The organism is Pseudomonas fluorescens (genome assembly GCF_004683905.1).
In the GTDB taxonomy this organism is placed as follows: Bacteria; Pseudomonadota; Gammaproteobacteria; order Pseudomonadales; family Pseudomonadaceae; genus Aquipseudomonas; species Aquipseudomonas putida_A.
This window is the reverse complement of the sequence record NZ_CP038438.1, coordinates 1630177-1656222: the sequence shown is the minus strand read 5'-3', so window position 1 is coordinate 1656222 and position 26046 is coordinate 1630177. Positions and strand designations below refer to the sequence as shown.

Genomic DNA, 26046 nt, shown 5'->3' with positions numbered 1-26046 from the left:
CTATGGACAACCCCATAGGCAACCGCTCCCTGATGTTGCGCTACTTCCTGCTGGCCGTCGGCTGGCTCAGCGTGGCATTGGGGGTGATCGGGATTTTCCTGCCGGTTCTGCCCACCACCCCTTTCCTGCTGCTCGCCGCAGCCTGCTTCGCGCGCAGCTCTCCGCGTTTCTATCAATGGCTGGTCGAGCACCCGAAGCTCGGGCCATGGATCCGCGACTACCTCGACGGCAACGGCATTCCGCTCAAGGGCAAGGTCTACGCGATCGGGCTGATGTGGGCGAGCATTCTGTTCTCGTGCTACCTGGTGCCGCTGCCGTGGGCACGGGGGTTCATGTTGACCAGCGCGGTGTTGGTGACGGTGTACATCCTTCGGCAAAAGACTTTGGATAAATCCTGAATACCGCCGCCCCCGCTACATCTGCATTTACTCCCGATACAGCGCCTCAAGCTGTCTGTTTCGTGTGTTTCGAGCCAGTTATCCAAGTGCCCTGCCACTGACCGCTCGTCGGAAAAAACCTCTTACCTGTTATTTCTGACAGTAGGCAATACTCGCCACATCAGGCCCAATTAATCAACGCCTTCCTCGCAGAGCCACCTGTCCTTCGCCGAGGTTTTTCGTCATGACGCACTTTCACTCCTTCCTGTTTCCACGCTTGCAGACTGAAGTTCCGGGGCTGAAACTACGTCCCTTGCGGATTTCGGCCATGATAGAGCCGATCGTCGATGGGGACGGCGGTATCAACTGCAAAACCTACTACCGGTATCCCAATGGTTTGTTCTGCGCCGTCGATGCCTACGCCGAACCCATGCGCAAAGGTGACACGCTCGATATCTATTGGGGCAAGAACCACAAGATCTTTACCCGGGTTCTGCAGGATGACGAAGACGGCAGCAACCAACCGGTGTTTTTCTTCCTGCCTGTGACGAACATCCTTCCCGGCTGGGTCGACGAGGTCTACTACGTACTGACCCGCGCAGGCAGCACCAGCCCCGACGAGCCCGCCACGCCCTTGCGAATACTGGTGAAGCTGGATCTGCCGGGCGGCAAAGACGATGACCCCCATTTGCCCGGACATGCAAAATTGCACATCGTGCAGCTGCCGCGCGACGTCATCGTTAACGGCGTGGATGCGGATTGGGCAGCCAAGGGTGTGCCGATGGTTATTCCTCCCTACCCGAACATCGCCGTGCGCGACGTTATCCAGGTGCAATGGGGCAATGCCTTCTTGCCACCTCATACCGTCAGCGCCGATGAGGCAGCCGGCACGGCACCTATCGAGATCACCGCACACCAGGACGATATTGTGGCCGGTGGCGACGGCAACGCGCAGGTGGTGCATTACGGGATCCATGACGAGGTATTCAACCATTCCGAGAAGTGGTCGCTGAGGACCACAGTCAAAGTCATGTCCGGAATCCGGCAGCTGGATGAGCCGATCATCCAGGAGTCAGTCAACGGCATCATTGATCTCGATAAATTGAACAATCGCGATGTCAACGTGCATGTTCGCGCCTCCACCAGCGATTTCGAGTTGGGTGACACCGTCACCATGACCTGGGTAGGCACACCACCCACCGGTGCTCCGTTGCCCAACCGACAATCCCAGAGGGTGGAAAGCTTCCCCAGCATCCTCATATTTCAGATTCCGAATGCGCAGGTCCGGGCGATTGCCATGGGAACCGCAGACGTATCGTATGTGCGCTACAAAAAGGACGACGGCTCTGCGCTCCCCTCCAGGCACGAACTCGCCAGCGTGGAAGGCCGGATCCCCGCGCCGGTCCTAAGCGAAGCCGCGGGCAATACGGTGAGCGCCGATATCACATCGGCCACCGTGAACATTCAGTACCCGGGCATGACCACGGACGATATCGTCAACATGGCCTGGCTGGGCACCAAGGCCAATGGCATTCCCTACTTGTATGAGGCTCGGCACATCGTCAGCCCGGAGGACGTGGAAAATCATCTCGTGACCTTGTACGTGCCGGGAAAAAATCTGCGGGTGCTGGAGAACGGTGCACTGAATCTGTTCTACCAGGTGTCCCGTGACGGGCCGCACTGGCGGGGCACGCATGAGTCCGGGCATCAGGAAATCAACGTGTTGCGATTCACCTGAGTCGCAGGTGTCAGGTCAACCCGCCGGCCCGGACAGCGGGTTGCCCGGCAGGCCAGCACAAAAAAACGCCCCGCAGGTGCGAGGCGTTTTCAGGTATTCACATCGTGACGCGGTTTACCAGGTCCAGCGCACTCCGGCATTCAAGTCATACGGCTTCTTGATGTACTTGCCATGGCTGTAGTCGTAACCGGCATACACCTGCAGGTCCTTGGTCAATGCCACTGCAACGCCTGCTCCCAGCACACCACGGGTGCCAGACAGGTCGTTGTTGAACTGATTATCAGCGTTGACCGTCACGCGGTTGTTATTGATGAACTCGTGCTGCACCGCAACGCGCACATAAGGCTGGGCGACCATGCCATTGCCCATGTTGAAGTTGCGGCCCACAGTGGTGCCCGCTTCACCCAGCACCGAGCGGCTGCGATCGCCGTCGGCCTCCATGCCATTGTCCAGATCAAAGTTGCGCCCCTGAATCACCGCCGTCGACAGTTTGCCGTACGGCTCGATGAAGTAGCCATCCTCCAGTTTGATCTGGCGACCGAACTCCGCCGAAGCGCTGACACCGGAGCTGTCATAACTGCCCTTGGCGCGGGTGCCATCGCTCATGCCGACTTTCGTATCGCTCTGAAAGCGGTTGAACTTGAGCAGCGCATCAAAGTAGTAACCGCTCTGCTTGTTCATCCAGGTCACGTAAGGGCCCAGATAGTAGCTGTCAACCGTACCCGAAGTCCCCTGTGCGACGTCCAGGTTGGTATGGCTGTAGCCGCCCATGATCCCGGCCACCCACAGACTGTCGCCCAGGTGCGTATCCGCCCCCAGAGAAAGCCCTTGCTGGGTCTGCTGATAACCCACGCCGGAAGCGGCGCTGATGTTGTACTTGTTGCCGTAGGTGCGCATCCACAGGCCGGTGTCACCCCCATTGAAACGCAACTCGCCCATGCGGCTGCGCAAAGTTGCCGCCTCGGCATACAACAGCGTCACCGGAGCGTTGAACAGCGCCAGTACCGATTTCGCCCCGGGGCTGATGGTCTTGGTGGTCGGGTCGAGAAACCATTCCGTTCCGCCCTCCCCCACTTCTCGCCGATCAAGTTTATAAGACCAGGTACCCAGATCGACATGCTCGCCTCTCAGGGCAAATTGCGCGTCGCCGGCGGCGGTGTGCACCAGGGTCAACTGCTGCGGGTTCAGCGCGTCCAGACCGGAAGCGGCCACCAGCAATCCGAATTGCCCGCTGGCTACACCCGTGACATTGAGGAAGTCGTGCTGACCGGTGGCGAAATTGCCCTTCATTTCGAACGTACTGGAACCATCCGGAGAGCCGGCCAGCGTGCCGACGTTCAACTGGTAGAACGTATCTGGCACATCCTGCGCACCAAAGCGCACCGTCCCGCCATTCATGGCGAGTGTTCCTACAGTGTCAGCGCCTGTCAGGGTCCAGCTAGAACCGCTGTTGACGGTCACGCCGTTGACCTTGTCGAGACGGCCGGTCAGTTGCGAGTTGTTCTGCAGGGTGACGTTGGCAGTCGAACCGTTTTCGACCAGCACATCGCCCTTCATGTTGCCCTGATCGAAGGTGAGATTGGCGGTACTGTTGCCGGTGACGTTGACGTTGCCTTGCAGCGTGCTGTCGCTGACAGACATGCCCGCGGTGGAAGCGCCCTGCACCGTCAGCACGTTGCCGTTGCCCCCCGTCAGGGAAGACTGGTTCAACACCTCAAGGGTGGCATTGATGCCCTTGTCCACAAGAATCGCATCACCGGTGCGGCCTTCCACACTGGCGTTGTCGAGCCGCAGTGAATTGTTGCCCAGGCCCGAGGGATCCCTGCCCATAGTCACCCCGGTCTTGTCGCCGCTGATAACCGTGTTTGCGGAGGCGCGTACATCCCCCCCCAATATGTTCAGGCCGGTACTGTCAGCCCCTGTGCCCGTCACCTGACTGTTGATGAGCGTGAGCGTGCTCAAGCCGGTGACCTGAGCACCGATTTCCCCACCCTTGAATTGACTGTCGGTTGCAGTGACCTTGGAGCTAAGGGTCGAGCCGATAGACCGATTGACCGCCAGCCCCATAAAGTCACTGGTCACGATGGCGCGAGTGAGATCACCCGTGCTGCCGGTTATGCGGATACCCACCAGCCCACTGTCGGCATTGACCGTTGCGCCGTTGATATTCAACGTTGATCCGGACGTGACAGACAGACTCTGGGTGCTGGCCCCCGCGATGTTCAGCACACTTGCGTTGCGTACCAGATAATCGCTCTGTGGTGTGCTTGCATCGATATTCAGCGTATTGCCGTTATCGACAATAACGGCGGCAAAAGAATGCCCGCCGGTAGAAAAAAATGCTGGCAGCACGACCAGCATTTTAAAGAGTCCTGCCGCAGCATTTTTTTGCAGCGAAACATGTTTTTTGTTCATGACGTGGCTTCCTGAATGTTCATCACCTCACATCTTTCAGAAGAAACGCCAAAAGACTGTAAGGCGCGAACAATACCTATCCGGGTCAAGCAAAAATGTAGGAGAAGTCCTAGCTCCGGACGGAAAAGTCCTTTCCCGCTCGAGGAATGATCCGCCTGTTTCAGCAACCGTTTCAGCGAGGACACGGGAGGCGTAGCGGCCTCCCGTGTTTCCTTTGAAACGCATTGAATCAGGTAGGCAACGGGCAAGTTCCGCCATCACCCGGATTGACCAGGTACACCTTGACCAGATGCTCTTTGGAGGGAACGTCGCGCCCGTTAATGACAGCCGTATAACCGACGCTACCCCACGCATTCAGAGTCGCGAGCAAGGGCGCGTATGGGATCTTCACAATGAAGCCGGCCGCGGCCTCCTGATCTGTCGGTGTGTAGAGCACCTCCTTGTCTGTCCCGGGTTTGGGGTTTGCACCGCCGTCGTCGGTATAACCCTGATAGGTGAATGTCAGCTCTTGATTCGCCAGTGCCAATTCCCCGCCCGGGACCTGCACCTCGACCACCACACCCTCGATGGGATCCAGACGCAAGGCTTTGCAGTTCAGCCAGTCAGTATAGTTAGGATCAAGGTGTAAAAATGCCGGATCAGGGACAGTGTCCACTTGAATCTCCACATCCACATTCCGAGGTTTTGAAATATCTACGTTGTCGTTCAGCGAATGACCGATGACGTAAGCCATCGGGTGCGTTGGATCACCGTTACCTGCCGCCGCAATAACGTCCCACTTTACTTTCCACTCAAGCGATGTGGGAATAGTGTTTGGAATCGTAACGAGGCCACCATCCGCCTCAGAAACAAGCTGGCCCGCATATTCAAGTTGAACGGTGTCATTTTCCTTGGCGTCGGCATAGGTATTGACCGTAACAGTAACGTCCCCATCTTTGTCGGCTTCTCGCAACGTATTGACTAGGCCTCCGGAATCACCCTGAACCGTCACCAACGCCAGAATTGGATTGGTCGGGTCTGGATTTTCCGGATCAATCGGCAGACCGGGCTTTCGCAAATCAACGAGAACATCTTTGGAAATCGGAGTTGGCGGGTAATAGGTGCTGCCGCGTTTGATTTGGTAGCGGGCCGCTACAGTTTTTACACCAGGGTCGTTGTTGAACACGTTTTTGAACGAAATATCGACGTAGCACGGGAACCCGCTGATGGGCTTCGCCATCTGCGGAATGTCGTCGTAGGTCACCACCAACTCATCTCCCGGCAAGTAGTGGGTGTATTCGTCAACGATTCCCACGCCCAAAGGGTTTTGCGCATCCGCCAGATCGACCAGACCGTCACCGACACCGTCCAACAGCGGAATATCAAGGGGCAACAGCCCCTCGGGTGGGTCTGTCAGAACGACCGTAACGGGGACTGATGGAGAAATAGCACTTGGGTTTCCCTTACGGTCGGTGACTCTGAAAAAAAGCGCGTGATCCCCTTCACCTTTCTTGAATACTTGGTCAGCGGTAAGTTCAAGCTCGATCTCAGTGGTGGTATCAATCCGGGTGATCGAATCGACAACCTCTGCCAACGGTATCGAGTCCCCATATAACACCTCTATAAAATCGCCAATCCTCATATCTCCATAATCAGGAATCTTAATAGCTACGAAACCAATGTCGTCCAGATATTTTTTGGTAATACCTTCATCTATCACTTCCTGCGGAAGAGTAACCGGAAAAAACGGGTGTGGAGGAGTTCTATCAACATTGCACTCCAACGGTTCAGAGTTGCTCTCATTACCGCCTTGATCGATAAAGTATCCCAACTCATGTGTCCCCGGCCTATCGGTGTATCCGACAGGAAACGTCATTTCGATTTCAAGAATATCGGGGTTCAGCGGCGTAACATAATCGTATCGAGTAGAGACTATCGGACTTCCGTCAAACGTCAGATGAATGAAGCCCGGTATCATCTTCGGGTCGTCAGCCTCAGCAGGTCTCGGAACCAGACACTTGAAAGGCTTTCCCTGCTGGCTCAGCGGAATCTGATTGGCTTCATCATCCGACGTATCGCTTAGAAATGGGTTATCTGGATGCACTTTGATGACGGGTGCATCAGCTTTTGTAACAGCACGGCGAACTTTCAGATAATCGACCCGACTTTGTTCAGCGGGCGTCAATGGTTTCGGACTTGCCATTTTTCAGCTCCTTCAGAAACGGGCTTTATCTGCCCGGAATTTTGTCAATCAACTAACGCCCAAAACGCGGGCACAACACTCTCTGTCAGCCACGAATAAATACTCGTGACTGTCCCGACTAAAAACGGCTAATGCACTTTAATTAATCAAATACCCGTTACGGTTCCGTACAGGTTTCATTAGTGGGTGAGCACACTGCACCACTGGCCATGGTTCGATTGATAATCACGAAATCTTTTTTTGAAACACCCCGTCCACCCGTAAACTTTTTCAAGGTGTAATGACATAACGCCGAACCCCGGTTTTGCATCGGCGCTATCAATCTTTCGTAATCGGTCACATGCACTTCAAAACCGTTTCTTGCCTGATCCGCACTCAAGGTGGTCGAGAACCGTTCCGCGGCCTTGGGAATGGGCGTGGTGCCATTCGGTCCCGCGCATCCCTGCCAGAACAACGTCACGATGTCCTTCTCGTCAAACACCGGGTTGCCTTCAATCCTCACGCGCACCCGCTCCCAGAGACGCGGTTTCGCACAGCAGTCAAGCGTCCCACTGATGCCAGCGTCAGGGAACGAAGGCTCTTGGAGACCTTCGATAATGATGATCGACACCTTGACGGGCGTGAATGGCGCCAACTGCTGGTTGACGCCATTGCTGGTGGTGTAATGGACCGGCAACGCCGGGTTCAGGCGGTCCTGGTCAATGACCGACCATGGAATATTGAACGGCACTCTCTTGCCGGCAACGTCACCGGTCTGGACGATGTATCTCGCCACGGGCGTACTGATGCTCCCCCAATAAACTTCGATCGTGTGTCCTCGTTCAGGTGCGTCGAACAAGGTCAGGAAGCCGTCGGCGTCCTCGCCGAAATCTTCGGTAAGCAATGTGTTCAGCACCTTGGATTTGGCGCCGTAGATCTCCAGCAAGGCAAGCTTGGGGTTCAACAACGCCGGCGCATTGGCGTGATCCTGGCCTGCCACCGTCAGGTTCACCGATACCAGGGTTTCCATTGATGGTTTGCTATCGACGCCCCTTGTGCGCACGCGGTAAGTGACACGAGCATTCACCGGACCCAGCCCCTTGGCTGTGAGCGCACTCCACGGCACAGGGATCACGCAAGGAAAGTTGGCCGGGTCGACATCCTGCGGCGGCAGAACAGTGCCATCCCAGTCCAGCAGTACCTGATCGCCGCTCAACGGATTGTCATAGGCATCGATTTCGACCGTTACCGCCCTTTGGTTGACCGCCCCCTCCCGGGCGTGCTGACGATCGATCAAGCCTCTGTCCGACAGGGGGATGCGCGGAGGCTTGTGAATGGGCACCCCCGGGGTCAGATCGACGAACACAGGCAGCGGCCGCGAGCGCGGTCCACGGTTTCCGGCCCAGTCGCGCAAGCGATAATAGATGTATCGCTGCCCATGACCGCGCAGGCGAATTTCGTCTGCGTAGACGGTGATGATGAGTTGATCGTTATCGATATCCAACTGACTGAACGCCTGCTCGCGGATTTCGGTTTCGAAGTCCGGTGGCGTGTTGGTGTCCGTCCAGTAATAAATCGCCCGGTCACGGGCCTTCACGTCCAGATAGAGGCGTACTTTGAAACGAACCTGACCGTGCTCGTCCAAATAGTCATCGGTGATGTCGCCCTCAAGATCCAGCAGATCCAGCATCGCCGGTTCCTGGCCGTCATCCGGCGGCACTCTATCGACGGTGATGGTTTTTTTCAGCGATTCCGCGTCGTTGCCACCAATCTTGAGCTTGTACGACAGGTCGTAAACGCCAGATGCCAGGTCCCTTTGAGGCACCGAAACAATCTTGTCACCCGGATCAATGGGAATATCGAACGGGAACACCCCCGCCGTGTCGTCATCAAAGGGAAGCCCCCGTCGCCTGAAGCCCACCAACACGACGTCTTTTACGAATTCCGGCTCTGTCGAGAAGTCCCACGCCGGAATCGTGATTTTCAAATCGCGACTCAATACATCGCGAGGTAATAGCCCGTCCGGGCTCTCATTACCCTCTTCGTCTTTCAGGATATCCGGAACAATCGGTTCTGGAATAACCACAAGACTTGTTTCGTCATTGCCGCGCGCGTGTTGCGGACTCATCGACGACTCTTCTGGGGGCACCATTGCGAAACTCCACGGCAATTGAGCGGACAGTGTCCTCGCGCAGGGCAGTCGTGAAGATAAAACGGGCCGTTGACTGACGATGGCGTGGAACGTTTGTGACCCAATTAGATGCCTGGCGGAAAAAGCTGACTACTGTCAGAAATACTAGGTTTGCTTACCGTTTGTCGGGAAGTCGCTGGAAACAACTGAACAGTCAGCTCAGCGTGAGGCTGCATTTTTGTTGAGCAGAATGGGGGATGAACTCGCCGCGCGCCCCAGCGGGAGCAGACTCCCTCGCCATAGGTTGGGGTTCACCGCAGAGTCGACTACCCTGCGGCAGCGCCTACTGGGAAGCAGTTTCAGGCATGCAAACCCCGCCTCACGACCGTTCATCGCAAATACGTCCTTACCTGTAATTTCTGACAGTAGCCAACGCTCGCCACCTGCCCCTAAATAACCCAGAGCCTTTGCTTCCCACGCCCTGGAGTCTTCAGCATGCCTATTCAGCCCCCTCGCCTCCCGCCCCCCGAGACTCTGCGGCAACTGGAAATACCCGACCGTACGCAGCCGGCCCTGGAGGGGGGGGTGTGGGGGATCAATATTGCCGCCGCGCAGTTGCTGGCGCCCGACAAGGGGCTGAAAGTCTATTGTCCACCTTGGCAACTTATGGGTTTAGGTGACCACATCGAGCTGCTGCTCGACGGTGTTCAGGTCGACCAGACCACCATCGTCAAGCCAGAGGATGTCGGCGAGCGTGTCACCCTGTATGTCCCGCCCCGGAAGTTCGCGACCGGGGCCTATACGCTGCAATATCGGGTCAAGGTATTCAGCCAGTCTCCGGAAACTTCGCTGCCTCCGGTCGATATCTTCGTCAAACTCGAGCAACCCGGCGGCAAGGATGAAAACGGCAGTGCCCCGGGGCATTCCGAGCTGAACATGTACATCGATCCGCGGATCATCAACGATGGCGTGGACAAGGCAACCGCCGAAACCGGCCTCGACATCATCATCAAGGCCAAACCCGGCAGCAGCAGCCTGTTGCCCTACCCCAACATGGCCGTGGGTGACCACTGCAAGTTGACCTGGGGCGGCTGGTTTTTGTATTCGCCACGGGTGACCCAGGATCACATCGATGACCCGCAAGGCCATCCACTGGTCATCCATGTCGACAAGGCCACCATCCTCGAAGCCGGCGATACCGACAGCCTGGCCGTAGCCTTTGAAGTACACGACATTGTCGACAACCGTTCCGAAGACTGGTGCGCCGCAGTAGAGATTGCCGTCGATACCGGCAACACGCGCCTGTCGCCTCCCATGGTCAAAGAGGCCTTCAATAGCGTTGTGGACATGGACAAACTGGGAGATGCGCCGCTGACCTTGCAGGTATTGGTCGACGCACCTGAATTCCGGATCGGTGATGTGATCATCGGCCTGGGCAAGGGCACCACGCTGGACGGCGAACCAATCAACGTTGAAGTCCGCGGCGAGCCACTCACCAGCGTGGGCAACATCTACGAATTGGCCCTGCCAAGCGCCGACATACGTTTGCTGGCCAAAACCCAGGCCGTGTTCAGTTATCGCGTGGAACGCAGCGGGTCTGATGATCGCTCCTCCAAGGGGCGCTTCGTCAGTATCGTCGGAGAAACCCGACGCCTGCTCGCGCCGATTGCCGTGGATGCGCAACAAGGGGCACTCGACCCTGATCTGGTTAACACCACCGCCTTCATCCCCTTTGATCCGATGATGCAGGTGGGCATGGTCATCGTTCTGCGCTGGGTCGGCACCCGCCAGGATTTCAGCGTCTACGACCCGGAACTGGACTGGCACACCCTTAGCAAGGGCGATATCGACGACAAAGAACCGATCCCGATCATCGTCGAAGGCAAACACCTCAAAGCCATCGAGGGCGGTACGCTGGATTTGTTCTACGTGCTGATGGCCGAGGGCAGCGATGGAGGCATCATTCAGCGCGAGTCACTGCACCATGCCCTGTTGCGGGTGGGTGAACCGCTGCTGGAACTGGTCGCGCCCATCGTCCTCGGTGAGGCCGGCGGAACACTCGAACCCGACGACCTGCCCGGCGGTTCGAGCAAACTGACCGCCCCGGCTGCCGCCGAACCCACCAAAGCGGGTGACAAGGTCACCTATACCTGGCGCGGTTCGAAAACCGGCAAGACCAGCGACTCGGTGCCGATCAATTCGCTCAATGCCGGCAAAGCCATCGATTTCACCCTGAACCCGATCTTCGTCCAGACCCACATCGAACCCAATCGCGGCGGCACTGTGGACGCGATGTATGAAATCCTCAGGGTGGCGGCAGGCGCCACGCCGGAACGTGTCAGCTACTCGCGGACGTTGAATTTCACTGTCGGCGAAGCGGTGCTGCTGACCCGGCCGAAGGTTCAGCAGGCCGAGGCCGATGGCACTACCTTGCAGCCGATCAAGGCCGTGGAAGCCCTGACCGTCAACATCGATTCGCAAGACTTGCTGCTCAGCGATCTGCTCAGCGTGACCTGGACCGGCGCACCCGGCACTGCCGCCGGCGGCTCGCACACCACCCCGGCAAGACCCATCAGTGAAACCACGCTGACAATCGAACTGCCGGTCACCGTGCTGGCATTCAACCTGGGCAAAACCGTCACCGTGACGTACACCGTCACCCGCAACGGTGTGCCCCGGACCTCGTTGCCGCTGTTGTTGAATGTCGGCACCCTGCCGGGCTCAAGCTTGATCCTGCCGGTGATCATGGACGCCGACAACAACGGCGCCGGTTCACAGTTCGATGTGAGTAAATTGACCGCTAATGCCACCTATCGCATGGGCGTCTGGCCGTTGATTGCCACAGGCCAATATGTCTGGCTGCGTCTGAAAGGGACGAACGCTGATGGCAGCAACTACAACCTTGAGATCCATAAAGCACCAGGCTCATATGTCAGCGACCAATGGATCACTCAAGGTTATTACGAGCGGAGCATCGCCTTTGCAGGTTTGAGAAACCTCAAAGATGGCAGCCCGCTGACCATGGAGTTCAAAGCCGCGTTCGGCAAGAGCACGGATGAGAGCGAGGCAGTGGTCTTCCCTGTGCGCACTTACACGATCAAAGCGTTTGAGGATGTGCGCCCAGAAATTACCCGAGTGGAAGACTCCAAAGGGAATGAGATTCTCCCGGGCGCCACGACCGTTGACACCTCGATCAAGCTTAAAGGGAAAGGGGCTAAAGGTCAGAAAGTCCTGATCAAAGACGGCAATATCGAAATAGGCACGGCCGACATCGATCCACAGAGTGGTGACTGGGAATTCCCGGTGACGGGGCTGAGCGCCGACACCCACAGCTTCACCGCTACTGCGATGTATGGCAGCGGCGAGGTGTCGGATCCGCCGCGGATCGTGGTCGTGGTGGCTGCCGACACACCGGCCATCACATCAGTAAAAGACGAGAGCAACTGGAACATCCGCGAAAACGGTTACACCGTGCACACCAGCGTCACGTTCACTGGCTCCGCGCCCGCCGGCCAGGAGGTGGAAGTTTTCCTCGGTGCGGTCTCCAAAGGCAAGGCCAAGGCAAGCAGCAACTCTATTTGGACCCGTACCGTGAGCGGGTTATTGCTGGACATGCTGCATACCTTCAAGGCCATTGGTCAATACGCAAATAACCCGTCGTCGAATACCTGGCGCCTGACCGTATTGAATGGGGTCAGGCCGGCCATCACCGCTGCGGAGGATTCCAAAGGGCAGCCAATCAGCAATGATGGAAGCACCGGTGACACCACTGTTCGTCTGAGGGGGACGGCGACCAAGTATCTTGAGGTGGAAATTTTCGACGGTAACAGCTCCACTGGCAAAAGGGTCGAGGCCAATGGAAATGGCATATGGACGGTTGAACTGACCGGGCTGACACGTACGAAGCATGTGTTCAAAGCCAAGGCGTTGTATGGCAGCGGGACGGAGTCGGGAGAATGGACGGTGACCGTCGCCGACGACCTCGTTGAGGATTTCAGTTCATATCCACCAGGAAGGGGCCTCCGAAATGCGGGAGAATTCATGGAGGGGACGAAAACTAAAGTAACGCTTAATGCAACTCTCGGGGCGGCGGATACTACCGGCCAGGGCGTTTTTGCGACCAACACAATGCCGCGAATCCTAAGGTGCGCGACGTATACCAAGAGTAGTCAAAACATAATTGCGTACTCCTTAGCACTGAAACAAGGGAGCGCCAAGAGTGCGCTCCTCAACGGAGTAATTAAAGGATGGACTACCGGAAATGCGCACATCAAGCTTGAGTTTCGATGGAACAATGATGTGGTGGGCTCAATAGTGCTCTACGAGGGCCCCTTAAGTAACGACATTCCAATTGACAGGGTGCTCTCCCCCCTAAATGGCCAGGCGTTCGATACACTCAAATTCGAACAAAAGGGGTTAACTTCACTGGAACACTTAACTTGGCTGGAAATAGCTAAGGTCACTTTCAAAAGCTAAACAGTTCCCGTGACCTTTCCAGAAACATCACTGATTCGAAAATTGGTAATCCACGGTAAGCGCCTCTCCTTGATGGGGAGGTGCTTAGTACTTGCGCCTAAAGCTGGTTTATTTTCGATGAACTGAAGTGAATACAGGAGGTTACTGAACGGGGTAATGCTTTCCCACGAAAGTGTTACCCCGATCAATTGATCCCGAGAACAGCTTTATCCGAATACTTACCTCCATTACACAAAACATATGCAGGCCAATTTTCTTGGGCTGCGAAAAACAATCAGGAATAAGGTGGGAGAAGGAGACGAATTTATTTAATAGACTCACTCCTACAAGGCATTTTTGCCGGACACATAACCTGTGACCAACGCAGATCCACTGTGGGAGCGGGCTTGCTCGCGAAGAGGCCAGAACTGTCAACGGCTATTCCTTTGACACAACATTATCCAGCACCTGATTCACCGCCAACTCCCCCAGCATCACCACCTGCGCAATGCCCAACACCGTATTACGACTCGACCCCTCCAGCGTGCCGGCGAAATCACCGAGCATGACAGTAGCCGACGCCAGGGATTCGCAGGCGTTGGCCAGCAGGGATTCGGTGTCGGTTTGTGGATTGACGAGGACCATGCTGCTGGGGGTGTATGGCGTTGCCATGATTTGCGCGGGCGCGAGGTAGTGGTCGAGGGCGCGTTCGGCGGCTTCGTGGAGTTTTCTGGAGTTGAGGGATTCGTAGGGTGATAGCGGGTCTGTGATTGGTGGATTGGGCTTGGGTTCGGGCATCAGATGGAACTCCGATCGAGGCACTTTGAAAGGATGATGACCTGTAAGAGCTGCCGCAGGTTCTGGCCGCGTTCGGACGATCTTTTGATCTTGTTTTTAGAAGCAAAATCAAAAGATCGCAGCCTGCGGCAGCTCCTACAGGGGACCGGGTGATTAGTTCGGCACGCGGCGGCCATCAAGTACCCGGTTGACCATCAGTTCACTGAGCATGATCACCTGATGCAGCATCAGCATCGCCCGGCGCTGTGGGTGGTCGACGGTGTCGCCGATGTCGCGGGCCATGTCGCTGGCGGCGGCTAATGATTCGCAGGCTTCGACGAGCAAGGTTTCTTCGTCCACGGTGGGGTCGATGAGGAAGATTCTGTTCGACTTGCATGACGAGGTTGAAGGGATCGAGATCTTCAGTGCGCCGGGGTTGAGGTAGAAGTTGATGGCGCGGTCGGTCGCGGCTTTTATCTTCTGCGGGTCGAGGGCTGGGTCGTACGGGATCGAGGTGTCCGGGGGGTTGGGTGTGGCTTTGAACATAGGTGACTCGCTGTTTTGAATAAGTGAGGAGCCGTCACTCTCGCTACCAAACGAAGGGTGGCGGCCATTTGTGGGTTGGTAGACCGGTCAAAACAGTAAACCCGGCGCTCCCGAAGGAGCCCCACGCATGGCCACCATAAAGCAGAGTCCCAAAAACGGATCTGTAATGTGGCGCACGACTGTAATGAAACGGGCTACCAAACCCGATCACTGATTTTCAGTGACAGGGATACGATATAGCCCGCCCCATAGCCGTGTAAGCCGGCGGATTCTGGCGTACGCGTAGGTAACGGCGCAAGGCGTTGTAGCCGGTATGGCGTAACGGTTCGTGTACTTTAAACGTGGTTGCGGGGTGATGTTTATTTGTGGGGTTTGCTCTGTTGTTTTGATTTTGTCTGGTAGGCCGCCATCGCTGGCAAGCCAGCTCCCACAATTTGACCGAGTGCATTCAGTTGGGGATTGGTCGGCTGGGAGGCCGCTTTCGCGAGCAAGCCCGCTCCCACAGTTGGAATGAGTGCATTCAGGTGGGAGGTTGGTCGGCTGGGAGGCCGCCATCGCTGGCAAGCCAGCTCCCACAATTTGACTGAGTGCATTCAGTTGGGGATTGGTCGGCGGGTAGGCCGCCATCGCTGGCAAGCCAGCTCCCACCATTTGACCGAGTGTATTCAGTTGGGGATTGGTCGGCTGGGAGGCCGCTTTCGCGAGCAGGCTCGCTCCCACAGGGAAGCTTTGTTGTTCACAAAATGCTGAGCACCCTAGATCCAATGTGGGAGCGAGCTTGCTCGCGAAGGCTGACTCACTGGCAACGCAGTTCTCCAGACAGAAAAAACCCGCCGCCCCGATCAACCGGAGCGGCGGGTTTTGTCGTTTCAGGCCTTGATCACACCGTGTCCACTTTCAGCGAATGATCATTGAGCATGCCGCTGATGATCGTCGCCGTGTCGTGCCCGCCGGCCACCACCCCGCCCGCCCCCGGGGTCACGCCGTAGTGGCTGGCGAGGTTGACGCCGGCCAGGTCGATGGTCTGGTTCGGCGTGGCTCCGGCCAGGGCGCTGACGTCGATGCTGGTGAGCACCGAGGCGCCGCTGCCGGTAACGGTGAAGTGCAGGTAGTCGTCCAGCGACGCGGTGGTGCCGTTTTCACCTTGCAGCAGTTGCGACAGGTCGAGTTTGTCGGTGCCGGGGGTGAAGTCGGTGATGGTGTCGTGTCCGCTGTTGCCCTTCAGGTACTGGAAGGTGTCCGCGCCCGGCCCGCCGGTCAGGGTGTTGTTGCCCATGCCGCCGATCAGCAGGTCATCACCGCCGCCACCGTTGAGGATGTCGTTACCCAGCCCGCCGTTGATCACGTTGTTATTGTTGTCGCCGGTCAGGGTGTCGTTGAAGTTCGAGCCGACCAGATTTTCGATGTTGCTGATCGTGTCGGTGCCGGCGCCGATGGTGTTTTGCGCACCGAGCAGACCGAGGTTGACCGTGACCCCGGCGGTGGCGTGGGCATAGCTGACCGTGTCGATGCCGGTGCCGCCGTCGAGAATGTCGTTGCCCGGGCCGCTGTAGAGCAAGTCGTTGCCCGCGCCGCCGTGCATCTCGTTGTTGCCGGAACCGGCGGTCAGTACGTCGTTGCCGTCGCCGCCATTGAGGATGTTGTTGCCGGTGCCCGCCACCAGAATGTCATCCCCGGCAGTGCCGGTGAGGGTGTGGCCATCCTGATAGGTGATGCTGACGTTGGCCGTGTCGCTGCCGCCATGGTTGTCATTGGCGGTGTAGGTGCCGTGGAAATCCGGCGTCACGTCGTGGGCGCCGGCGTAGTTGACCGTCATGGTCAGTTGATAGTTTTCCGCTGCCGTCGGATTGCTGCCGGTGGTGTTGCTGATGTTGGTCACGTGGATCTGGTAGGTGCCATCGGCACCGGCAGTGATGGTGCCGCCATCGGCGATGCTGACGAACGCGCCGCCGTTGACCGAGTACTCCATGGTGACGTGGCCGGCCGCGAGGTTGTGATCCAGGTTCAGCGTTTCGCCCTGTTTCAGTTTGACGGTGATCAAGTCTTCATCGTTGGCATTGGCGCTGGTCACCGCACCGAGGTAACCGCTGACCACCAGCACGGCGGTCATCGCTGCGGTGTTGGCGGCGAACGCAGCGCGTACGTCGGCCAGGTTCTGGTTGGCGGCGGTGTTGCCGGTGCCGGCGAAGTTGATCGCGCCAGTGCCGGTGAAGTCCGCGCCCTTGGCCACCCATCCGGTGTTGAAGCTGGTCGGCGAGGCGTTGAGCGTGTCGCCGTCCGGATCGGTGTCGTTGGCCAGCAACAGTTCGCCGGGCACCGTGATGTTGCTCGACAGCACGTTGGTGATGACGTGGTCGTCCGTCGCCACCGGTGGCGAGTTGGGGATCACTTTCACGGTCAGCGTCGAGCTGGCGAGGTCGCCGTCGTTGTCGCTGAGGGTGAAACCGATGTTCTCGGTGATCACCGTGGTCGTGGTTTTCTGCGAGGTGTAGCTGTAGTCACCGGTGTCGAGGTTGATCACCAGCGTGCCGCTGTTGTTGGTGGCAATGCTGATCGTGTTGTTCACGGTGTTGAACGTACCGTGGTTGGTGCCGCCGGTTGCGGTCAACGAACCCTGGCCGCTGTTGGCGCGCGGGTCATAGGTGTAGGTGGTGCCGTCGACCACGATGGATTTGATGAAACCGCCATCGGCGCCGAAGGTACCGCCCTCGCCCAACAGCGAACCGGTGACCGGGGCGCCTTCAACGGTGCCCGACAGCACCGAGTTGAGCTGATTGAGGTCGGTGACCACCACCGCGTTGGTGTTGGTGTGGCTGATGCCGTCATAGGCCAGCGGATCGAGGTTGGCGTTGCTCACGCCGCTGCCCAGACCGATGGCGTAGTTCTTGATGTTGTTGGCATCGAGGAAGGCTTTGAGTGCGGTCTCATCGGCGGTGCCGATTTCCTGGCCAGTGGTCGGTTTACCGTCGGAGAAGAAGTAGCCGATGTTCTGCGCCCCGGTGAGTTTGCCCGAGGTGTTGAACGCGGTCTGCATCGTTGCCACGGCCGCGTCGTAGTTGGTACCGCCACCCGCCGTGAGACCGGCGAGCAGCGACTTGGCGGTGGCCACGTCAACCCACACCGAGGTCCTGTCGGTGGCGCTGCTGCTGAAGGTGACGAGTTGCACCTTCACATCGCCGAGGTCGTCGTATTTGTCGAGCAAGGCACTGATCGCCTGTTTCGCCAGATCCAGTCGCGACAGACCCGGCACGCCGGACGGATCGACCATACTGCCGGAGATGTCGAGGACGATCAGCAGGTTGGAATCGATTTCCACCGCCGCCACCGAACGATCCGACGCCACGGCTTTGGGCACGTCATCGACGATGTTGACCACGATCGTGCTGGTGGTGCTGTTGCCCAGTGCATCGGTGGCTTTGTAGGTAAAACTTTCGCTCAGGGTGTTGGCGCCGTCGTTGGCGTTCGGCGTGGTTTTCGGTGCCGAGGTCAGGGTGTAGGTGTAAGTGCCGTCGGCGTTGAGCTGGATCTGCCCGTAAGTGCCGGTGGCGCTGCCGACCAGGGTGTAGGTGAGCGCCCCGCTGCCGCCGGTGACCGCACCGACCAGTGTGCCGGTGGCGGTTTCGCCGGTGTTGGTCGGGTCGCTGCCGGTGACCGTGCCGGGGGCCAGGTCCTGGCCGTCCTTGCTCAGGTCGAGGGCTTTTTCGTAGACCGTCACGTCCTGATCGACCGACGCAATCAGTTTGCTGTCGGCAACGTTGATGGTGATGGTGGTGGTGCTTTCGTCACCGTCGCCGTCGCGGATGGTGTAGGTGAAGGTGTCGGTGGCGCCCGGTGGGCTCACCGAGTTCGGGTTGCTGTGGTAGATGGCGTTGCCCGCCGCGTCCAGGGTCAGGTAGCCGTAGGCGCCGTTGATGTTGCTGTTGAGGCCGCCGATGGCCGAGGTCGCGGTGTTGCTGCCGGCGCGCACGCCGACCACTGCCCCGCCTGCCGCTGCGCCATCGGCGCCGGTAACGTCGTTGCCGAGCACGCTGATATTGACCGTGCCGCCCTCCGCCACCGAGCCGGTGTCGGCCTTGGCGGTCGGCAGGTCATCGATGATGTTGACGTTGATCTGGCCGCTGGCGGTGCTGCCGTCGGTGTCAGTCGCGACCACGTTGAAGTTTTCGGTGAGGCTGTTGGCGCCGTTGCCGGTCGGGTGCGCTTCGTTATCCACCAGGGTGTAGCTGTAACTGACCACGCCGGTCGCCGGGTTGTAACCGGTGACGGTGAACGTACTGCCCAGCGGCGACACCACCGATTGCGGGAAGCCTGCGGCGACCCCGTTGGTCACGACGACAATGCCACCGACAGTGAGGGTTTGCAGGCCATCCAGGGCCGTGACGGTGAACGTACCGCTCTGGGTCAGCGCCGGAGTATCGGGGCTGGTGCCGTCACTGAGGTTTTTCTCGTAGACGGTGAGTTCGCCGCCATTGACGTCGAGGCCGTTGAGCACCACCGGATCGTCGTTGTTGTGGATGTTCAGCACCAGGTTGGCGGTGCTGGTATCGCCGTCGGCATCGGTGAGCGTGTAGGTGAATGTCTCGGTGCCGTTTCCACCGCCGTGCAGCGCCTTGAAATCGGCGTCAGCCGGGTTAAGCGTGTAGGTGTAAGTGCCGTTGGCATTGAGCACCAGCGTGCCGTAAGTCCCGGTGAACGTACCGGCAGTGATCGGCCCGGCATTCGGTCCGGTGGCGACCACGTCCGCGCCTTGCACGTCGTTAGTCAGCACGTTGCCGGTCAGGGTCAGCTGGGTTTCCGAGGCACTGGTGGCGTTGCTGTCGTTGAGGGCTTTGGGCACGTCATCGACGATGCTGACGACGATGGTGCTGGTGACCACATTGCCCAGCGAATCGGTGGCCTGATAGGTGAAGGTTTCAGTCAGGGTATTGGCCCCGTCGTCGGCATGCGGTGTGGTGGTCGCGGGCGAGGTCAGGGTGTAGGTGTAAGTGCCGTTGGGGTTGAGCACGATCTGCCCGTAGTTGCCGGTGGCACTGCCGACCAGCGCATAGCTGATGGCGCCGACCGCACCGGTGACCGAACCGACCAGCGTGCCGGACGCGGTTTCGCCAGTGTTGGTCGGATCGCTGCCGATGACCGTACCCGGGGCCAGATCGGCGCCGTCCTTGGTCAGGTCGAGGGCTTTTTCGTAGACGGTGACGTCGGTGTCGCTGGTCGCATACAGCTTGCTGTTGGCGACATCGATGGTGATGGTGGTGGTGCTTTCATCGCCATCGGAATCGCGCACGGTGTAGGTGAACACATCCACCGCACCGGGGCCGTTCACGGCATTGGGGTTGCTGTGATAGACCGCGTTGCCGTTGGCATCGAGGGTCAGGTAACCGTAGGTGCCATTGATGTTGCTGTTGAGGCCGCCAATGGCCGAGGTCGAGGTGTCGGAGCCGGCGCGCACACCGACCACCGCGCCGGTCACCGCCGGGCCGTCGGCGCCGCCGATGTCATTGTCGAGCACGTTGCCGCTGACGGTGCCGCCCTCCGCCACCGACGCGGCATCGGCGTGCGCGCTCGGCAGGTCATCGATGATGTTGACGTTGATCTGGCCGCTGGCGGTGCTGCCGTCAGTGTCAGTCGCCACCACGTTGAAGTTCTCGGTGATGCTGTTGGCGCCGTTGCCGTTCGGATGGGTTTCGTTATCGACCAGGGTGTAGCTGTAGCTGACCACGCCAGTCGCCGGGTTGTAGCCGGTGATGGTCAGCGTGCTGCCCAACGGCGTGACGGTTGATTGCGGGAAGCCTGCGGCCACACCACCGGTGACGACGTTGATGCCGCCCACGGTCAGGGTTTGCAGACCGTCGAGCGCGGTCACGGTGAAGGTACCGCTCTGAGTCAGCGCCGATGCATCGGGACTGGTGCCGTCGCTGAGGTTTTTCTCATAGACCGTGAGTTCGCCACCATTCACGTCGAGACCGTTGAGGATCACCGGATCGTCGTTGTTGTGGATCTGCAGGACGAGATTCGCGGTGCTGGTATCGCCGTCCGAGTCAGTGATGGTGTAGGTGAAATTTTCGGTGCCGTTGCCGCCGCCGTGCAGGTTTTTGAAGTCGGCGTCGTTGGTGTTCAGCGTGTAGGTGTAGGTGCCGTCGGTGTGCAGTTCCAGGGTGCCGTAGGTGCCGGTGAACGTACCGGCGGTGACCGGGCCGGTGGGTACGCGGTCGGCGCCCTGCACGTCGTTGGTGAGGACGTTGCCGGTCAGGGTCAACTGACTTTCCGACGCGGTGTTGGCGTTGCTGTCGTTCACGGCTTTTGGCAGGTCATCGATGATGTTCACATCGAGGGTTGCGTTGGCGGTGGTGCCGTTGTCGTCCACTACGGTGACGGCGAACTGTTCAGGCAGATTGTTGGCGCCGTTGGCGGTTGGGTGGGCGTCGTTGTGGTCGAGGGTGTAGCTGTAGCTGACAACACCGGTGGCCGCGTTGAAACCGGTGATGGTGAGCGTACTGCCCAGCGGCGTGGTGACCGACTGTGGAAAACCTGCGGCCACGCCATTGGTCACCACGGCAATACCGCCGACGGTCAGCGTAGTGACGCCGTCCAGTGCAGTAATGGTGAACGTGCCGCTTTGGGTCAGTGCATTGGCATCAGGCGCACTGCCGGTGCTGAGGTTTTTTTCGTAAACCGTCAGCTCGCCGCCGTTTACGTCCAGGCCGCTGATGACCACCGGATCGTCGTTGTTGTGGATCTGCAAAACGAGGTTGGCGGTACTGGTATCGCCGTCAGAATCGGTGATGGTGTAGGTGAAGGTTTCGGTGCCATTGCCGCCACCGTGCAGGTTTTTGAAGTCGGCGTCGGTGGTGTTCAGCGTGTAGGTGTAGGTGCCGTCGGTGTGCAGTTCCAGGGTGCCGTAGGTGCCGGTGAAAGTCCCGGCAGTCACTGGGCCGGTCGGTACGCGGTCGGCGCCTTGCACGTCGTTGGTCAGGACGTTACCGGTGAGGGTCAGATTGGTTTCTGACGCGGTGCCAGTGTTGCTGTCATCCACCGCCTTGGGCAGATCATCGACCACATTCACATCAAGCGTTGCGTTGGCGGTAGTGCCATTGTCGTCGACCACCGTGACGCCGAACTGTTCGGAAAGCGAGTTGGCGCCATTGGCAGTCGGATGCGCATCGTTGTGATCGAGGGTGTAGCTGTAGCTGACCACTCCGGTTGCTGCGTTGAAACCAGTGATAGTCAACGTGCTGCCCAACGGTGTAGTGACCGATTGTGGGAAGCCTGCCGCCACGCCATTCGTCACGACAGCGATGCCACCCACTGTCAGCGTGGTAACACCGTCCAAAGCGGTGATGGTGAAGGTGCCGCTTTGTGTCAGCGCGTTGGCATCCGGAGTGCTACCGGTGCTGAGGTTTTTTTCGTAAACCGTCAGCTCGCCGCCGTTCACGTCCAGGCCGCTGATGACCACTGGGTCGTCGTTGTTGTGGATTTGCAAGACGAGATTCGCAGTGCTGGTGTCGCCATCCGAGTCAGTGATGGTGTAGGTGAAATTCTCGGTGCCATTGCCGCCGCCGTGCAGGTTTTTGAAGTCGGCGTCAGTTGGGTTGAGCGTGTAGGTGTAAGTGCCGTCGGTGTGCAGTTCGAGGGTGCCGTAAGTGCCGGTGAAAGTCCCGGCGGTGACTGGGCCGGTCGGTACGCGGTCAGCGCCCTGCACGTCGTTGGTCAGCACGTTGCCGGTGAGGATCAGGTTGGTTTCCGACGCGGTGTTGGCGTTGGAATCATTCACCGCTTTTGGCAGGTCGTCGACCACATTAACGTCGAGGGTCGCATTGGCAGTGGTGCCGTTGTCGTCCACCACCGTTACGGCAAATTGCTCAGGCAAGGTATTGGCGCCGTTGCCCGTCGGATGCGCGTCATTGTGATCGAGGGTGTAGCTGTAACTCACCACCCCGGTGGTGGCATTGAAACCGGTGATGGTCAGCGTGCTGCCCAGCGGTGTAGTCACCGATTGCGGGAAGCCCGCGGCCACACCGTTGGTGACCACGGCAATGCCACCGACGGTCAGCGTGGTGACGCCATCGAGTGCGGTGATGGTGAAGGTGCCACTCTGGGTCAGCGCATTGGCATCCGGCTCGCTGCCAGTGCCGAGGTTTTTTTCATAAACCGTCAGCTCGCCACCCTCAACGTTCAAGCCGTTGATCACCACCGGATCGTCGTTGTTGTGAATCTGCAAAACCAGATTCGCAGTGCTGGTATCGCCGTCCGAATCGGTGAGGGTGTAGGTGAAAGTCTCGGTGCCATTGCCGCCACCGTGCAGCGCTTTGAAATCCGCGTCGCTGGTGTTGAGGGTGTAGGTGTACGTGCCATTGGCATTCAACACCAACGTGCCGAAAGTGCCGGTGAAAGTGCCGGCAGTGACCGGCCCGGTGGGCACACGGTCGGCACCTTGCACGTCGTTGGTCAGGACATTGCCGGTCAAGGTCAACTGGGTTTCCGAGGCGGTGTTGGCGTTGCTGTCATTCGCCGCTTTGGGCTCGTCATCAATGATGTTGACGTCGAGCGAGCCGGTGGCGCTGTCGCCATTGCTGTCGCTTGCGGTCACGGTGAAATGTTCACTGAGGCTGTTGGCGCCGTCACCGGCCGGATGGGCATCGTTGCCGTTGAGGGTGTAGCTGTAGCTGACCACGCCGGTGCTGGCGTTATACCCGGTGATGGTCAGGGTGTTGCCCAGTTGTGTGGTGATCGACTGCGGGAAACCGGCTGCCACGCCAGCGCTGATCACGTTGATACCGCCGATGTTCAGGCTGCTCAGACCGTCCGGCGCCGCCACCGTGAAGCTGCCGCTCTGGGTCAGCGCGCCGGGGTTGGCCGAGGAGCCGGCAGGCAGGTTGGCTTCGTTGAGGGTCAGCTCACCGCCAGGCACGGCGAGGCCACTGAGGGTCACCAGGTTGTTGACCGGCGACGGTACGATCGGCGTGTTGTCGCCATTGTCGATGACTGCGTTATGGCGCTCTTCGGGAAACTCGGGAATACCGTTGAAACCGGCGGTCGGGAAGCCGATCACCGGATCCACGCGCCCACCGACTTCCGTCAGCAGGACAAAACTGTGGCCGCCACCCAACTCACCTGGCGCGCCGCCCGGTGCATTCGGGCCGGCGGCGGTGGCCTCTGCCGCTTTGGTCGGGTCTTCACCGGCAGCGATGGCTTTCTGAATCTGCTCGACGTCAGTCAGTTGTGCTTCGCTGGGGGTCAGTGCTTCAGGGGAATCGACATGCACTGCCTGATTGGCCAGCAGTTGTCCGGACATGGTCATGCTGCTGTCGCGGCCCAGGGTCAACTCGTGGCCATTTTGCAGATGAATGGCGACGGCACCTTCTGCGCCGGTGATCACTTGATCGCCGGCAAACAAGCGGTCGCCCTCGACCAGGGCGCGGCGAGTGCCGTCGGTGCCCTGCGCAAAAACCTGACCAATGACTTTAGTGACGATCCCGATGAGCGTTGCCATGTGAAATTCCTCCGCTGCCGACCACCGTCGGCACTGGTTCGCGAAGCAGCCCATGGCTCAATCGGGTTGTCGGGGCGACGCTCGCACCTCGACAGTTCGTTTCGCAGGTTGCGCAAACGAGGAAACTTCAGTGCTTTCAAGCACTTCCGCGTCCTGATCGATGCAGCACACCCACTAACGCTACGTAACGGTGGTGAATCACCCGAGTGACAAAAATCTGTCGCTCATCTGCCGCTACGCGTCCCTCCCCTTCAGCAGTACTTCGCCGTATGTCGCAAAGTGAATGGAACTTTCCTCAAGCCTTTTTGTGCTCCCTAAAGCGCATGAAACAAAGGCTTTCGCCCTGAACAATGTGCCGCTTTTCGCCAAGCGCATAAGTTTTTTTCGGCATAAGCCTTATGAAAATTTTTTCTTAGCTACGCTTCAGGATGTTCTTAGCTCTGTTGTTACAAGAGTGAAACGCTTACACCTCAATTTATCGTCAAATATTTGGCGACAGTAACGCACCATCAGGATCAGGGAGATGCACCCCATGCGCGTACTAACCCCCCTCTGCAGCGCGGTTTTGCTGGCCATGGCTTGCACTTCCCAAGCCCAGGCCATGAATCTGACCGAAGCGATTCAAAGCACCATCGCCACCCACCCGGACCTCGCCTCGCGCGTGGACGCCAAACTGTCCGCTGATGAACAGGTGAAAGTGGCCAAGGGTGGCTTCTATCCTTCCGTCGATCTGAATGCCGCTTACGGGCGCGGTTACAGCGACAACACCAATACCCGGGCGCTGGGTAATCACCACACTTCGATTCTCAACTACACCCAGTCCGAGCTACGGCTGCGGCAGATGATCTTCGACGGCTTCAACACCGCCAACGAGGTCGAGCGCACCAAGGGCGTGTCAAACTCGCGCGCTTACTACGCGCAAGGCACCGCTCAGGATCTGGCCCTGCGCACCATCGAGGTCTACCTCGAAGTGCTCAAGCGCCGTGAACTGGTGACCCTGGCCCGGAACAACCTGCAAGCACACTTGCGCGTCAACGATCAGATCGGCCTGCGCACCCAGCGCGGCATCGGCAGCACCGCCGACTCCGATCAGTCGGTCGCCCGTAAGGCGCTGGCGCAGAACAACCTCGACACCGCCGAAGTCGATCTGGCCGACGCCGAATCGAACTTCTACGCTGTGGTCGGGCGCATGCCCGATGAACTGGAAGCGCCACCGTCGACCCGCGGCGAGGTTCCTGCCAGCCTGCCGGAAGCCCAGCAGAGCATGGTCGAGAACAACCCGTACCTGAAATCCGCGCAGGCGGACGTGCAGTCGGCCGAGAGCCAGTATGAAGTTGCCAAGTCGCCGTTCTACCCACGTTTCGATGCCGAGGCGGCGGTGGGTGCAAACAACAACGTGCAGGGCGATGAAGGCCACGACAACGAATGGCGCGTCGGCGTGATCATGAATTACAACCTGTTCCGTGGCGGCAGCGACAAGGCTCGTCTGGCCTCCGATGCGCACCAGATCAATCAGGCGATGGACATCCGCAACAACGCCCTGCGCCAGTTGAACGAGAACATTCACCTGGCCTGGAACGCCATGGTCAACGCGAACAAACAGACCCCGACCGCCCGTGAATACGCCGAGACCACCAAGCGTGTGCGCGCGGCGTATCAGGATCAGTTCGGCCTCGGCCAACGCACCCTGCTCGACTTGCTCGACAGTGAAAACGAGCTTTACAACGCCAACCGTCGCTACACCGAAATCCGCTACACCGAGGAATATTCGATGTACCGCGTGCTGGCGAACATGGGCCAGTTGCTGAGCAAGCAACGGGTGGTGCTGCCGGCGGATGCCATTGCGGCGACCGAAGTCAAAAACGAAGCACGCCTGCCCGAACTGAAGTAAGTCCCACGACCCTTTGTGGCGAGGGAGCTTGCTCCCGCTGGGTTGCGCAGTGACCCCAAAGATTT

10 protein-coding genes are annotated in these 26046 nt (G+C 58.8%); 4 read left to right on the top strand and 6 right to left on the bottom strand.

The genetic code is table 11. From position 1 onward, the window contains the following. The first annotated feature begins 2 nt into the window (after positions 1–2). Together E4T63_RS07525 and E4T63_RS07520 are read left to right on the top strand one after the other, a co-directional pair. Positions 3–398, top strand: a complete 396-nt coding sequence (locus tag E4T63_RS07525) for a YbaN family protein (protein WP_098967773.1) — start codon at positions 3–5, stop codon at positions 396–398. Between the two features lie 223 nt (positions 399–621). Beyond that, on the top strand, positions 622–2115 hold the full coding sequence (locus E4T63_RS07520) for a hypothetical protein (RefSeq protein ID WP_135295186.1): 1494 nt from the start codon (positions 622–624) through the stop codon (positions 2113–2115). A 114-nt stretch (positions 2116–2229) separates the two neighbouring features. On the opposite strand, the gene E4T63_RS07515 is transcribed toward E4T63_RS07520, so the two are convergent. The 3 genes from E4T63_RS07515 to E4T63_RS07505 form a co-directional block, all read right to left on the bottom strand. Beyond that, positions 2230–4476, bottom strand: a complete 2247-nt coding sequence (locus E4T63_RS07515; RefSeq protein ID WP_245223430.1) for an autotransporter outer membrane beta-barrel domain-containing protein — start codon at positions 4474–4476, stop codon at positions 2230–2232. A 283-nt stretch (positions 4477–4759) separates the two neighbouring features. Next, a complete protein-coding gene (locus E4T63_RS07510; protein WP_209318228.1) occupies positions 4760–6712 on the bottom strand; it encodes a hypothetical protein in 1953 nt (650 codons plus the stop codon). A 157-nt stretch (positions 6713–6869) separates the two neighbouring features. Next, positions 6870–8819 carry a hypothetical protein gene (locus tag E4T63_RS07505; RefSeq protein ID WP_167797067.1) on the bottom strand — a complete coding sequence of 650 codons (1950 nt, stop codon included), beginning with the start codon at positions 8817–8819 and terminating at the stop codon, positions 6870–6872. A gap of 498 nt (positions 8820–9317) precedes the next feature. Here E4T63_RS07505 and E4T63_RS07500 point away from each other — a divergent pair, with 498 nt between their 5' ends. Continuing rightward, positions 9318–13298: a hypothetical protein gene (locus E4T63_RS07500; protein WP_135295183.1), complete on the top strand. Its 3981-nt coding sequence runs from the start codon at positions 9318–9320 to the stop codon at positions 13296–13298. Between the two features lie 417 nt (positions 13299–13715). Here E4T63_RS07500 and E4T63_RS07495 read toward each other — a convergent pair whose 3' ends face one another. From E4T63_RS07495 to E4T63_RS07485, 3 genes are all read right to left on the bottom strand, one after another. Then, on the bottom strand, positions 13716–14075 hold the full coding sequence (locus E4T63_RS07495) for a DUF6124 family protein (RefSeq protein ID WP_135295182.1): 360 nt from the start codon (positions 14073–14075) through the stop codon (positions 13716–13718). Between the two features lie 153 nt (positions 14076–14228). After that, positions 14229–14600: a DUF6124 family protein gene (locus tag E4T63_RS07490; protein ID WP_135295181.1), complete on the bottom strand. Its 372-nt coding sequence runs from the start codon at positions 14598–14600 to the stop codon at positions 14229–14231. 880 nt (positions 14601–15480) lie between these two features. Further along, on the bottom strand, positions 15481–24090 hold the full coding sequence (locus tag E4T63_RS07485) for a retention module-containing protein (protein ID WP_135295180.1): 8610 nt from the start codon (positions 24088–24090) through the stop codon (positions 15481–15483). A 532-nt stretch (positions 24091–24622) separates the two neighbouring features. Here E4T63_RS07485 and E4T63_RS07480 point away from each other — a divergent pair. Then, positions 24623–25981, top strand: coding sequence for a TolC family outer membrane protein (locus E4T63_RS07480; RefSeq protein ID WP_098968485.1), 1359 nt, complete (start codon positions 24623–24625; stop codon positions 25979–25981). The last annotated feature ends 65 nt before the right edge of the window (positions 25982–26046 follow it).